9 protein-coding genes and 1 rRNA gene are annotated in these 13,372 nt (G+C 63.7%); 7 read left to right on the top strand and 3 right to left on the bottom strand.

Going from position 1 to position 13,372, the window contains the following annotated elements:
• The first annotated feature begins 327 nt into the window (after nucleotides 1-327).
• From ACIPG5_RS05790 to ACIPG5_RS05800, 3 genes are read left to right on the top strand one after another with little or no spacing between them, the layout of a single operon-like run.
• Complete coding sequence (locus tag ACIPG5_RS05790; RefSeq protein WP_176515967.1) at nucleotides 328-1,665, top strand: TolC family outer membrane protein; 1,338 nt, start codon at nucleotides 328-330, stop codon at nucleotides 1,663-1,665.
• 43 nt (nucleotides 1,666-1,708) lie between these two features.
• Complete coding sequence (locus tag ACIPG5_RS05795) at nucleotides 1,709-3,865, top strand: type I secretion system permease/ATPase (protein WP_176515969.1); 2,157 nt, start codon at nucleotides 1,709-1,711, stop codon at nucleotides 3,863-3,865.
• A gap of 7 nt (nucleotides 3,866-3,872) precedes the next feature.
• Nucleotides 3,873-5,231: an HlyD family type I secretion periplasmic adaptor subunit gene (locus ACIPG5_RS05800; protein ID WP_401373766.1), complete on the top strand. Its 1,359-nt coding sequence runs from the start codon at nucleotides 3,873-3,875 to the stop codon at nucleotides 5,229-5,231.
• A 51-nt stretch (nucleotides 5,232-5,282) separates the two neighbouring features.
• Here the strand turns inward: ACIPG5_RS05800 and lapD are convergent, their stop codons facing one another.
• Together lapD and lapG are read right to left on the bottom strand one after the other, a co-directional pair.
• Nucleotides 5,283-7,229, bottom strand: coding sequence for a cyclic di-GMP receptor LapD (lapD, locus tag ACIPG5_RS05805; RefSeq protein WP_401373741.1), 1,947 nt, complete (start codon nucleotides 7,227-7,229; stop codon nucleotides 5,283-5,285).
• Between the two features lie 10 nt (nucleotides 7,230-7,239).
• The gene (gene lapG, locus ACIPG5_RS05810) at nucleotides 7,240-8,001 is read right to left on the bottom strand and encodes a cysteine protease LapG (protein ID WP_176515973.1); all 762 of its coding nucleotides are present in this window, start codon (nucleotides 7,999-8,001) and stop codon (nucleotides 7,240-7,242) included.
• A 199-nt stretch (nucleotides 8,002-8,200) separates the two neighbouring features.
• Here lapG and ACIPG5_RS05815 point away from each other — a divergent pair, with 199 nt between their 5' ends.
• The 4 genes from ACIPG5_RS05815 to ACIPG5_RS05830 all read left to right on the top strand — a co-directional run bounded on the left by ACIPG5_RS05815 (nucleotide 8,201) and on the right by ACIPG5_RS05830 (nucleotide 13,020).
• Nucleotides 8,201-8,890: a GntR family transcriptional regulator gene (locus ACIPG5_RS05815; RefSeq protein ID WP_176515976.1), complete on the top strand. Its 690-nt coding sequence runs from the start codon at nucleotides 8,201-8,203 to the stop codon at nucleotides 8,888-8,890.
• Nucleotides 8,891-8,975: 85 nt separating this feature from the next.
• Nucleotides 8,976-9,479 carry a sigma-70 family RNA polymerase sigma factor gene (locus ACIPG5_RS05820; protein ID WP_176515978.1) on the top strand — a complete coding sequence of 168 codons (504 nt, stop codon included), beginning with the start codon at nucleotides 8,976-8,978 and terminating at the stop codon, nucleotides 9,477-9,479.
• Entirely contained in the window at nucleotides 9,433-10,437 is a 1,005-nt protein-coding gene (locus tag ACIPG5_RS05825) for a FecR domain-containing protein (RefSeq protein WP_401373744.1), read from the top strand. The genes ACIPG5_RS05820 and ACIPG5_RS05825 overlap by 47 nt, the downstream gene beginning before the upstream one ends.
• Before the next feature lie 168 nt (nucleotides 10,438-10,605).
• Entirely contained in the window at nucleotides 10,606-13,020 is a 2,415-nt protein-coding gene (locus tag ACIPG5_RS05830) for a TonB-dependent siderophore receptor (RefSeq protein ID WP_401373746.1), read from the top strand.
• 57 nt (nucleotides 13,021-13,077) lie between these two features.
• Here ACIPG5_RS05830 and rrf read toward each other — a convergent pair.
• Nucleotides 13,078-13,193: ribosomal RNA gene (rrf, locus tag ACIPG5_RS05835) — 5S ribosomal RNA — on the bottom strand.
• Nucleotides 13,194-13,372 lie beyond the last annotated feature (179 nt).

A 13,372-nucleotide genomic window follows, 5' to 3' on the forward strand; every position in this document is an offset into this window, starting at 1 on the left:
TCTGATTCCAAGCTCCGAGCGGCGCGCAGGGGCCGCTGTCGGGGGAATTGTTTCAATAATGTTTTCGACGTATTTGACGTCAAAATTCTGTCTATAACTCTTGGCGATTAACTTTATGCCAAACTATTGACCTTATCTCCGCCATCCTAAACAATCGGCTATGTAATGTCACATTGATATTTGAACGTTTGCCATCCCTTCCTTTAGTACTAATACCAGTGCCCCCTCGGAAGTCTGCTCAGCGGTCAAATCAGGTTGCCATTTTTTCAGACCTGAACAGCTTCGGCCGTGATTCAGGACAACAGCGCCCCCGGGGGATCAGCAACAATGCGTGCGTCACTGTTTACCGCTCTACCACTAGCCTTTGCCGCCTCTTTGGTACAAGCACAAACCCTGCCCGAAGCCATGCAGAACGCCCTCGACGTGCACCCGGAGATCCAGGCCGGGGTCAACGCGCGCGTGGCTGCCGACTACCAGGTACGTGCCGCCAAGGGCGGCTATTTGCCGCGGGTCGATGTGACCGCAGGCTATGGCCGTGAGCGCACCGACAGCCCCAGCACCGGCAATCGCTGGGAAAGCCTCAACCGAGGCGAGTCAGCAATCCGTCTTCGCCAAATGGTTTTTGACGGTTTTGCCACCTCGAGCGAAGTGGGCCGCCAACAAGCCACCGCCAATGCCCGCGCCTACTCGCTGATGGGCACTTCCGAGCGCACCGCACTGGATGTCGCCCAGGTTTACCTCGATGTCCTCTCGCGCCGCGAAATGGTGCGCCTGGCCGAAGAGAACCTGCGCAACCACGAACGCATCCTCGACCAGATCAAGCTGCGCACCAGCCGCGGCGTCGGCCGCCTGGCCGACCTCGACCAGGCCGAGGCGCGCCTGGCACAGGCCCGCAACAACCTGATCACCGAGCAGACCAACCTGGCCGATGCCAACACCAACTACCTCAGCGTCGTTGGCCGGATGCCGGAAGAACTGAGCGCACCCGCACCTTTCATCGACATGCTCCCGGCCACGCTGGAAGAGGCACGCGCGCAAATGGTAGAAAGCAGCCCCGTGCTGCGCTCCGCCGAGTCGGATATCGCCGCGGCAGAAAAGCAGTACGACGCTGCGAAGTCGAGCTTCTATCCACGCTTCGATGCAGAACTCGGACGAACGGCCGATAACAACATCGATGGCACGGTTGGCCACAACAACGAGTGGCAGGCCATGCTGCGCATGAACTTCAACCTGTATGCCGGCGGCAGCAACAAGGCCGACCTCGAATCGAAGTCGTACCTGGCCAACCAGGCGCTGGACATTCGCAACAATGCCCTGCGCCAGCTCAATGAAGAACTGGGCCTGGCCTGGAATGCTCAAGAGAACGCCAACGCCCAGGTGCCGATCGCCCAGCAGTACGTGGACCACAGCAACCGGGTGCGCAGCGCCTACCAGCAGCAGTTCAGCCTCGGCGAACGGACCCTGCTCGACCTGCTCGACAGCGAGAATGAAACCTTCACCGCACAGCGCCGTCTGGTAGAGGTGAAGAACATACAATTGTTTACTCAGTACCGAATCAAGGCGACCATTGGCCAGCTGCTCAAGAGCCAGGGCGTCGTAGCGCCGATGGCCACCGTTGTGCAGAACGATTTGAAACCGCGGGTGAACCTGCCAGGCATGAACTGAGGCGCACCCGATCCATCTACCACAAGGATGAAGAGAGCGCCGCGTGGAATCCGAAGTCAGTCGAGTTCAACTCAGCCACGATCCACGCAGTCAGCATGACGACCCCTTGCTGGATAGTCTGCTGACCCTGTGTGTCCTGCATCAGAAGCCCGCCAGCCGGGCGATGCTGACCACCGGCCTGCCCTTGCCGGCCCAGCGCCTGAACGCCGAGCTGCTGCCCCGTGCAGCGGCGCGCGCGGGGCTGCAGGGCCGCCTGCTGCAGCGCAAGCTGGAGCAGATCCCGAGCATCGCCATGCCGGCCATGTTGCTGCTCAAGGAGGGCCGCAGCGCCATCCTGGTGGGCTGGGAAAACACCGACACCGCGCGCCTGCTGCTCAGCGAAAGCGACGGTGGCGAGGTGCTGGTCAGCCGCGAGGCGCTGCAGGACGACTACAGCGGCAAGGTGTTCTTCGCCCAGCCGCAGCACAAGTTCGACGTCAACCACGGCAACCTCATCCCGCGGGCGCGCTCCTGGTTCCGCGACACGTTGCTGCGCAGCAAGTGGCTGTACATCGATGCCATCGCCGCCAGCCTGGTGATCAACCTGATCGCCCTGGCCGCGCCGCTGTTCGTGATGAACGTGTACGACCGCGTGGTGCCCAACCAGGCCACCGCGACGCTGTGGGTACTGGCTGCGGGCATCGGCTTTGCCTACGTCTTCGACCTGATTCTCAAAGGGCTGCGCGGGTTGTGCCTGGACCTTGCCGGGAAGAAGACCGACCTGATCATTTCGGCCACGCTGTTCGAGCGCATCGTCGGCATGTCGATGAAGTATCGCCCGGCGCGGGTCGGCAGCTTTGCCCAGAACATCCACGAGTTCCAGGGCCTGCGCGACTTCCTCGCCTCGCTCACGCTGACCACGCTGATCGATTTGCCCTTCACGCTGCTGATCCTGCTGGTGATCGCGATCATCGGCGGGCACCTGGTGTGGATCCCGATCCTCGCCTTCCCGCTGGCCCTGGGCATCGGCTATGCGTTGCAAAAACCGTTGATGGCGACCATGGAACGGACCATGGCCCTGGCCTCGGAGCGCCAGTCGAGCCTGATCGAAACCCTGGCGGGCCTGGATGCGGTCAAGGTCAACAACGCCGAGAGCGAACGCCAGTACATGTGGGAGCAGACCCTCGGCACCCTCAGCCGCCTGGAGTTGCGGGTCAAGGTGCTGTCGAGCCTGGCCATGAACATCACCATGCTCATCCAGCAGCTGGCGGGTGTGGCGATGATCTGCGTGGGCGTGTACCTGATCATCGACGGCAAGCTCAGCATGGGCGGCCTGGTGGCCTGCTACATGCTCAGCGGCCGTGCGCTCGGCCCGCTGGGTTCGCTCAACGGCTTGCTGGCGCGTTACCAGCAGGCCAAGGTGACCATGGTCTCGACCGACCAGATGATGGAGCTGCCGCAAGAGCGCAACTTCGAGGAGCGCCCACTGAGCCGCCAGGTGCTGCAGGGCGCGATCGAGTTCCGCGGCGTCGACTTCACCTACCCCAACCAGCAGAACCAGGCGCTCAGGGGCATCAACCTGAACATCCGCCCGGGCGAGAAGGTCGGCATCATCGGCCGCAGCGGTTCGGGCAAGAGCTCGCTGGCCAAGCTCATCGTCGGCCTCTACGAGGCGGACAATGGCTCGTTGCTGGTCGATGGCGTGGACATTCGCCAGATCGACGTCAGTGAACTGCGCCACAACATCGGCTACGTCCCCCAGGACATCCAGCTGCTGGCCGGGACCTTGCGCGACAACCTGGTCAGCGGCGCCCGCTACATCGAGGACGAGCTGATCCTGCAGGCCGCCGAGCTGGCCGGCGTGCACGAATTCGCCCGCCTGCACCCCGACGGTTACGAGCTGCAGGTCGGCGAACGCGGCCAGAACCTTTCCGGCGGCCAGCGGCAGAACGTCGCCCTGGCCCGGGCGCTGCTGCTCAACCCGCAGATCCTGCTGCTCGACGAGCCCACCAGTGCCATGGACAACACCGGTGAAGAACGCCTCAAGCAACGCCTGGGCGCGGTGATCGAAGGCAAGACCGTGTTGCTGGTGACCCACCGGGCTTCGTTGCTGTCGCTGGTGGACCGGTTGATCGTCATCGACCGTGGACAGATCGTCGCGGACGGCCCGAAAGCCGCCGTCATGGATGCGCTGAAGAAGGGGCAGATCAGTGTTGCATAAGCTGGATATGGGGCGTTTCAAGGACAGCCTGCGCCGCTACTTCAAGGGCTCCGAGTCACTTGCCGGGCAGCCGCTGCCCGAGGTCAACAAGGCGCTGATCGAAGACGCGCCGCGCATCGTGCGCCTGACCATCTGGGGCATCATCGCGTTCTTCGTGGTGATGATCATCTGGGCCAGCGTGGCGCCGATCGACGAGGTGACCCGCGGCGAAGGCAAGGCCATTCCCTCCTCCAAGGTGCAGAAGATCCAGAACCTGGAAGGCGGCATCGTCGCGCAGATCTATGCCAAGGAAGGGGAAATCGTCGAGGTCGGCCAGCCGCTGCTGCGCCTGGATGAAACCCGCTTTGCCTCCAACGTCGACGAAACCGAGGCCTCGCGCCTGGCCATGGCCCTGCGCGTGCAACGCCTGAGCGCCGAGGTGGACGACAAGCCCCTGCAGATCGACGAAGAACTGCGCAAGGCCGCGCCGAGCCAGGCGGCCAGCGAGCAGTCGCTGTACCAGAGCCGGCGCCAGCAGCTGCAGGACGAAATCAGCGGCCTGGAACAGCAACTGGTGCAGAAGCAGCAGGAGCTGCGCGAGTTCACCTCCAAGCGCGCCCAGTACGCCAACAGCCTGCAGCTGCTGCGCCAGGAAATCGCCATGTCCGAGCCCCTGGTGGCCCAGGGCGCGATCTCCCAGGTGGAAGTGCTGCGCCTGCGCCGCGCCGAGGTGGAAAACCGCGGCCAGATGGACTCGACCGCACTGGCCATCCCGCGTGCCGAAGCGGCGATCAAGGAAGTCCAGAGCAAGATCGAAGAGACCCGCGGCAAGTTCCGCAGCGAAGCCCTGACCCAGCTGAACGAGGCCCGTACCGAGCTGAACAAGGCCACGGCCACTGGCAAGGCCCTGGACGACCGGGTGCACCGCACCATGGTGACCTCGCCGGTACGGGGTATCGTCAAGCAGCTGCTGGTGAACACCGTCGGCGGTGTGATCCAGCCGGGCAGCGACATCATCGAGATCGTGCCGCTGGATGACACCCTGGTGGTGGAGGCGAAGATCCTGCCCAAGGACATCGCCTTCCTGCACCCGGGGCAGGAAGCCACGGTCAAGTTCACGGCGTATGACTACACCATCTACGGCGGGTTGAAGGCGAAGCTGGAGCAGATCGGTGCCGACACCATCACCGATGAAGACAAGAAGACCACCTACTACCTGATCAAGCTGCGCACCGAGAAGAGCCACCTGGGCACCAAGGACAAACCGTTGCTGATCATCCCCGGGATGGTGGCCACGGTGGATATCATGACCGGCAAGAAGACCATCATGAGCTACCTGCTCAAGCCGATCATGAAGGCCCGCTCCGAGGCCCTGCGCGAGCGCTGAGGCGGCCAGCCTGAGGGTGTGATGCAACCACCCTCAGGCTTCTTTGAGCTTTCAGCGCCAGGGCGCCGGCTCGCCCACCAGCTGGCCTTGAATGCCTTCCACACCCATCTCCAGCAGCACCTGCCGCTCGCCTTCGGTCTCGACCCGCTCGGCGATCAGCGGCAGGTCGATACTGTGCGCCGCGCGCTGGATCGCCTCGATGAACAGGCGCTTGTGCTGTTCGTGGTCGATGTCGCGAATGTAGCTGCCGTCGATCTTCAGGTAGGCCAGGCCCAGGTGCGCCAGGTTGCCGATCATGCTGAAACGCCCGCCAAAACGCTGTAGCGCCAGGCCGAAACCTAGGCTGTGCAGGCGCCGGGTCAGTTGCTCGAGCACGGCCTGGACAGGCAACTGCTCTTCGCCGATTTCCAGCACCAGGCGCGGCCCCAGGGCGCTGTGCTGGCCGAGCAGTTCGTACACCCGCTGCAGAGCCTTGGGGTCGGCGAGCGTCGCGGCGGAGAGGTTCAGCGCCAGCACCTGGTCATGGCTGCGCAGGTGCGCCAGCACCTTTTCCAGCACCAACAGGTCCAGCCGCGGCATCCAGCCGAAGCGCTCCAGCCAGGGCAGGAAGCGGCCGGCCGGCAGCGCCTCGCCCTGGTCATCGTGCAGCCGTGAAATGACTTTGTGGTGCAGCACGCGCTCAACCGCCCGGCAATCGACCACCGGCTGGAAGAACAGCTCGAACTGGCCTTTGACGAAGGCCTGGTCGAGCCGCGTGTGCCAGTCGTGATGGCTGTCACCGGCAACCGCTGCCGCACCCTGCTCCAGGCACACCCAGCCTGGCGTCGGCTGGTTTTCGGCACGCGCCAGGGCCTCGTCGGCGAGCTTGAGCAGCGCTTGCGGGGCGTCGCCCGGGCTGAAGGGGGCAAGGCCGATGCAGGCGACCGGGTCGACGTCGGTGGCGCCGGTCTCGTGCAGGCTCTGCAAGGTGGCTTCGAGGGCCTGGGCGAGCTGCACGGCCTCTTCGTGCACCATGCCGGGCGCCAGCACCGCGAATTCACCGCCGCGGCTGCGGGAAATCAGGTCGTTGGTCTCGGGGAAGGTGGCACAGGTGCGCCGCAGCTGTTCGCCCACCGCCTGCAGCAGCTGGTCGGTGCGCTGGCCACCGAGGCGAGCATTGAGCCCGGCAAGGTCCTGCACGCGCAGCAGCAACAGGTAGCCGGCGCGTGCATCTTCCAGGTTGCTGACCCGGGTGTTGAGCTGCATCTCGAAGTAGCGGCGGTTGGACAGCCCGGTGAGGCTGTCCTGGTACGACTCGCTACGCAGCCGCTCACTGCGTTCGGCCTGTTCGGTAAACAGCGCCTTGAGCTTCTCGACCATCTGGTTCATCGCCTGCACCACGCGCCGCAGTTCTGGCGTGCGCGGCAGCTCTGGCAGGCTGAGGAACTCGCGACGGGCAATGGCGTGGGATTGCTCGACCATGTAGTCCAGCGGGCGCAGCTGGCGGCGCAGCAGCAAGGCACCGAGCACAGCGCTCGCCGCCCCGCACAGCAGCAGCCAGCCAAGGCTGCCCAGTGCGCTCTGCCAAAGCTTGCCGATGGCGAACATCGGATGGCTGATCACCTCCACCCGCGCCGCCTGCTGCCAGCCGCGGCTGACGATGGCATCGCCGCCAGCCGGCTCCAGGCCGATCAGGTGGATGAACCAGGCCGGCACGCCACCTGGGTCTGGTTCGGCATGGCGCTCGACCAGCACGGCGTTGGAGCCCATGTCGATGACCTTGATGCTCGCGTAGTAGCCACTGTCGAAGATCGAGCTGACCATCAGCTCGACCATGGCCGGGTCGTCGATGTTCGGCGTCAGCGACAACGCCAGCGCGGTGGCTGCATCCTGGGCATGCGAGCGCAATTGGTTGACGTACTGGCTGCGCGAACTCTCCAGGCTGACCATGAAGCTGCCGCTGAACGCGACTACCAGGAACAGGCAAATGGCCAACAGCAATTGTTTGAACAGTGACATCTGTGCTCCTTCAGTAAACCGGTTCGGCCGGGAACCCTTCGGCCTGCATTTTCTTCAGCACGTCCTGCCAGCGTGACAGGCGCTTGGTGTCGCCGACTTTCTTGTTGCCCGCGGCCCCCGTCAGCCACAGGCCCTCGCCGTTGAAGGCATACACCGGCAACAGGTCGGTACGCTGGCTGGCCGGCTTGATCGCGTCCATCAGGCTGTCGAGCACCAGGGGCTGGGCCTGTGGGCTTGAATAATAGGTCAGCACCATGTGCGCCCGGTTCTGGCGCAGGGCCTTGACGTAGGTGATGCGCAGTTTTTCGCTGGGCACGCCCATGCGGCGCAGGCTGAAGTACTTGGCAATGGCGTAGTCTTCGCAGTCCCCGGCACCTTTGATCAGTGCCTGGATCGGCGTCGCCCAGTAATCGACTTCGTGCCACAGGTCGATGTCTTCGACATAACGCAATTGCTGGTTGAAGAACAGGTTGACCGCCTGCAGGCGCTGCAGTTCGGTGCCCTGGCCTTGCGTGGCCATCAGCTGCTGCCAGGCGTCGATCCGGCCCTTGCCGGCGCCCAGCGGGCCATACAGGGCCTGGGCCTTGCGGCTGATCTGGGCAAAATCCCAATCCGCATGCAAACCGCCCAGCAGCAAGCTGCCGAGCAGCACGGCAAGGCCGAGACGTCGCATGGCGGTTTTGAGCACCCAGGGTATCGCCACTGCGAAGACCTGTTCTGACCGATCGAAAGCAGCGATGGTGCGGTGTGCCAGCGCAAAAGACAATGGCACCCTGCAATCATGGCACCGGCAGTCGGCCGGCCATCACTTTCTTGCTAGCGCTTTAGTAGGTGTCGCTTCCTTTGCCGGCCGACTTCATCCACCATATCCGTGGTCTTGCTTCGCACGCCCCCGTGCGTTGGTTTGACAAGCCCCCTTGCCAATCACTAGTGTCATTGGATCCAACTTTCTTCGTCGAGGCAGACTCCGCGTGGCCGAGAAAATCAAACTCAGTAATGTGCTGGTAAGCGAACAGGTACCGGCGCACCTGGCCCGTGGCGTGATCGAAGAGCGCCTGCGCAGCGCCATCCTCGATGGGCGCCTGCCGCCCGGCACCGCCGTGCGTCAACAGGAACTGGCCACCTTGTACGGCGTCAGCCGCATGCCTGTGCGCGAAGCCCTGCGCCAGCTGGAGGCGCAATCGCTGCTGACCGTGGAGATGCACAAGGGCGCGGTGGTGGCGCCGCTGATCGGCGAGGACGCGGTCGATACCTATGAGCTGCGGGTGCTGCTGGAAAGTGAAGCCCTGCGCCAGTCCATCCCGCTGCTCGAGCCCGAGGACATCGCCAGCGCCCGCGGCTACATCGAGCAATTGGAAAACGAAACCCGCCATGCCGAGATCGGCCGCCTCAACCGGCTGCTGCACATGGCCTTGTACAGCAAGGCGTCGAACCAGAAGCTTTTGCGCCTGATCGAGAACGAGCTCAACGAGGAAGAGCGCTTCCTGCGTTTTCACCTGTCATCGATGGGGCTGGGCAAGCTGACCCAGGACGACCACAACGCCTTGGTCGATGCCGCCAGCGACAAGCAGGTGGAGCTTGCCGTGAGCGTGCTGGAGCAGCATCTGAACCATGGCGCCCGGGTGATCCGCACTTATCTGGACAAGCAGGCAGCCCGCTGACGGCCCGGCCGGCAAATGACGGTTGCAAACCAACCCCGCCGCGGCAAACAATGAGACTAATTATCATTTATGCCGATGGCTCGTCATGCCCTCCAACGACTCCGTGCACGCGCTCTACAGTGACCACCACAGCTGGCTGAACACCTGGCTGCGCAGCCAGCTGGGCAATGCCGCCGATGCTGCGGACCTGGCCCAGGATACCTTCGTGCGCTTGCTGCAACGCCGGGATCAACTGCAACTGCACACCCCGCGTGCCTTCCTGCGCACCGTGGCGCGCGGCTTGGTGATCGACCACTGGCGGCGCGAGGAACTGCACCGCGCCTACCTCGAAGCCCTGGCTCAGCTACCCGAGGCCCAGGCACCCTCGGCCGAAACCCGCGAGCTGCTGCTGGAGCTGCTCGAACGCATCGCGCGCATGCTCGACGGGCTCAAGCCAAAGGTGCGCCAGGCGTTCCTGCTGGCCCAGTGCGAAGGGTTGAGCCACCAGGCCGTGGCCGAGCGGTTGGGCGTGTCGCTGCGTTCTGTGGAGCGCTATGTGGCCGATGCGCTGTATCACTGTTACCTGCTTCGCTACGCAGACGAGCCGTAACGTGGCGCCCTCCCCTGCGGCCGTGAAACAGGCCATCCACTGGATGCTCAGCCTGCGTGAACGGGGCAACGACCCGTCATTGGCGCAGCAGTGCGAGCGCTGGCGCAACGCCGCGCCTGAACATGAGCTGGCCTGGCAACGGGTGATGCGCCTGCACCAGGATCTCGACCTGCGCGCCATACCCGGCGCCGGCGTCGCCTTGCAGACACTGGAGACCAGCCAGCGCCGGCTGCATCGGCGCCAGGCGCTCAAGCTGCTCGGCGGGGTGGCCCTGGTAGGCTCGGCGAGCTGGCTGGCCAGGGACCTGCAGAGCGTCAGCGCCTGGGCCTCGGACTACGCCACCGCAACCGGAGAACGCCGCAGCCTGCGCTTGCCCGATGGCTCGCTGCTGCAGCTCAACACACGCAGCGCCGTGGACCTGGCCTTCACCGAGCAGCAGCGGCTGGTCCGCCTGAAGCAGGGCGAGTTGATGCTCAGCTGCAGCGAAACCGCAGACCCGGGGCGCCCGCTGCTGGTGCAATCGCGCGATGCGCTGGTGGAGGGTTTTGCCGGGCGCTTCGTGGTGCGCCAGGACGAGGACTGCACGCGGGTCAGCGTCACCGCTGGCAAGGTGGCTGTGCATCAACCAGGTGGCGAGCTGCAGTGGATCGGTAACGGCCAGGACTGGCGGGTGGATGCCTCGGGCGCCCGGCGCCTGGAGCAGGTTGCCATGGACGCTGCAGCCTGGAGCGAGGGGCTGATCGTCACCCGGGACATGCGCCTGGCAGATTTCCTGACCCAGGTGAGCCGCTATCGCCATGGCTACCTGGCCTGCGATGAAGATATCGCCGACCTGCGCCTGTCGGGGGTGTTCCGCCTGGAAGACCCGGAGCAGCTGCTGCAACTGCTCCCGCAGACGCTGCCGGTGCAACTGCGCCAACGTACCCGCTGGTGGATACGCCTCGAGCGCTTGAGCTGACGCTAGCTACGGTAAATAACTGGCGGGTTTTGCTTCACCGTCCGGCAAGGACAGTAAACCAACCTTTCTGCCCTTGACCCCTCGACGGACCTCACGATGCCCATCGCCTCACCTTCTGCTCACCCTCTTCACAAGAATGATTTTCGACCTTCTTTAGATTCACCCCTGTTGCGCAAGGCGATACGCGCCGCCCTCTTCGGCACGGCACTGGGCCTGGCAGGCCTGCCGGTCATTGCATCCGCCGCCGAGCCTGCGCAGGTAAGCCAGCCCTATGCAATCCCGCCAGGGCCGCTGGATGACGTGCTCAATCAATTTGCGCGGCAGGCAGGCATCACCCTGTCGAGTACCCCGCAAATGACCGGCGAGCTGCGCTCCAGCGGCCTGCAGGGCCATTACTCGACTGACCAGGCGCTACGCCAGCTGCTCAACGGTACCGGCCTGGAAGCCGTCGGCCAGGGCGGCCACAGCTACGTGCTGCGTGCACAGCCTGAGGATGCCGCGCTGTCACTGCCGGACACCGATGTGCGCAGTTTCAGCCTCGGCAATGCGCTGGGCAGCATGGAGGGCTACAACGCCACCCATAGCCAGGTGGCGACCAAGACCAGCATGCCGCTGGTGGAAACCTCGCAATCGGTATCGGTGGTGACCCGCCAGCAGATCGATGACCAAGGCTCGCAAACCGTCGCCCAGGCCATGCGCTACACCCCTGGGGTGCTGACCAACCCCTATGGCGCCACCCACCGTTATGACTACGTGGCCATGCGCGGCTTCAATGACGGCTCGGTGGACAACATCTACGTCGATGGCCTCAAGTCGATGGGCGACAACGGCACCTACAGCACCATGCAGGTGGACCCTTACTTCCTCGAGCGCATCGACATACTCAAGGGGCCCTCCTCGGTGCTTTATGGCCGCAGCTCGCCGGGCGGGCTGGTGGCCCTTACCACCAAGAAGCCGCTGTTCGAGGCCTATCACCAGGTGCAGGCGACCGTGGGCACCCAGGGGCAGCGAGGCATGGGCTTCGACTTCAGCGGCCCGCTGGATGACGACAGGCGCATTGCCTATCGCCTGACCGGGCTGGCGGACGCATCCGACACGCAGTTCGACCATAACAAGGAAGAACGCTACGCCATCGCACCGGCAATCAGCATCGACTTCAGCGAAGACACTTCGCTGACCCTGCAGGCCTATCTGCAGCACGACCCCAACGGTGGCTACCATGGCGGCAACCCGGCGGATGGCATGCTGCACAAGCGCAATGGCCAGCGCCTGTCGGATCACTTCTTCGAAGGCGAGCCGGGCATCGACAACTACGAGCGCACCCAGCAGTCGTTCAGCTACCAGTTCGAGCACCGCTTCAACGACGTGTTCACTGCGCGGCAGAACTTCCGCTACCAGGATTCCGACGTGACGATGGACCAGGTCTACTCGGCCGGGTGGGCCGATGCCGACAGCAATATCCTCAACCGCGCCTATACCGGCGGGGACGAGCGGCTGCATTCCTACATCATCGACAACATGCTGCAGGCCGAATTCTTCACAGGCCCAGCCAAGCACACGCTGCTGCTGGGCACCGACTATCAGCGGCGCAAGGCCGACGTGGCCTGGCGCTATGGCACGGTCGATCCGCTGGACGCCAGTCACCCACAGTACGGCAATGGCAACCTGCAGGTGCTGGGCGAAAACCGCTATCAGCGCCGCCTGCAACAGACTGGGGTATACCTGCAGGACCTGGTCGAGCTGGACCAGTGGCGCTTCTCGCTGGGCCTGCGCCAGGACTGGGTGAGGGTTTCGGAAGAGAACCGTGACAGCGATACCAAGGTCAGCGACGAGCGCAGCAAGTTCACGACCCGGGCGGGCGTGCTCTATCTGTTCGAGAACGGCATCGCGCCCTATGTCAGCTACTCCGAGTCGTTCAACCCCAACACCGTTTCCGATCAGGACGGCCGACCGCTGGCACCGACCGAAGGCACCCAGTGGGAGGCGGGTATCAAGTACCAGCCACCGGGCAGCGACAACTTGTTCACCGCCTCGGTCTTCCACATCGAGCAGGAGAACCTGGCATCCAAGCAGCCGGACGAGAACTTCTATCGGCCTGTGGGTGAAGTGCGCTCGCAAGGCCTGGAGCTGGAGGCCCATGTACAGGTGACCGACAACCTGAAGCTGCTGGGTGGCTACACCTTTACCGATATCGAGTATGCCAAGTCGATGCCGAGCCTGGTCGCCGGCAATCTCGACAACAAGGGCCATTCGCCGACCCAGGCGCCCAAGCAGATGTTCTCGTTGTGGGCCGATTACAACTTCCGCCAGGGCCCGCTGGATGGCCTGCGCCTGGGCGGCGGAGTGCGTTATGTGGGGTACAGCTGGGTGGATGCGGAAAACAGCATGAAGGTGCCCTCCTACACGTTGTTCGACGCTTCGGTGGGCTATGACCTGGGCAAGGTCGGGCTCAAGGGTGTGGACGTGCGCCTGAACGCCAACAACCTCACCAACGAAACCTACATCACCTCATGCGCCAGCCTGAACTACTGCTACATGGGTGAAGAGCGCAATGTCAGCGCGACGGTCAGCTATCAGTTCTGACCACCCGGAAAAGACAAAGCCCCTGTCTGCAGTGCAGACAGGGGCTTTGGTTTTGAATCTTGACGATGACCTACTCTCACATGGGGAAACCCCACACTACCATCGGCGATGCATCGTTTCACTGCTGAGTTCGGGATGGGATCAGGTGGTTCCAATGCTCTATGGTCGTCAAGAAATTCTGTGTGCTGGCCCGTCCCTCGGGACGTGCCTGCGAATCTCTATGGCTTCTACTTAAAGACAAAACCCCTACCTGCTCACGCAGATAGGGGTTTTGCGAAATGAATCTTGACGATGACCTACTCTCACATGGGGAAACCCCACACTACCATCGGCGATGCATCGTTTCACTGCT

The sequence above is a fragment of the Pseudomonas sp. NPDC087029 genome, assembly GCF_044745345.1.
GTDB lineage: Bacteria > Pseudomonadota > Gammaproteobacteria > Pseudomonadales > Pseudomonadaceae > Aquipseudomonas > Aquipseudomonas faucium.

What these genes read in the sequence shown, in the direction of transcription:
- ACIPG5_RS05790 (WP_176515967.1), top strand. Translation starts at nt 328, where the DNA reads ATGCGTGCGTCACTGTTTACCGCTCTACCACTAGCCTTTGCCGCCTCT.
- ACIPG5_RS05800 (WP_401373766.1), top strand. Translation starts at nt 3,873, where the DNA reads ATGGGGCGTTTCAAGGACAGCCTGCGCCGCTACTTCAAGGGCTCCGAG.
- lapD (WP_401373741.1), bottom strand. Translation starts at nt 7,229, where the DNA reads ATGTCACTGTTCAAACAATTGCTGTTGGCCATTTGCCTGTTCCTGGTA.
- ACIPG5_RS05820 (WP_176515978.1), top strand. Translation starts at nt 8,976, where the DNA reads ATGCCCTCCAACGACTCCGTGCACGCGCTCTACAGTGACCACCACAGC.
- ACIPG5_RS05825 (WP_401373744.1), top strand. Translation starts at nt 9,433, where the DNA reads ATGCGCTGTATCACTGTTACCTGCTTCGCTACGCAGACGAGCCGTAAC.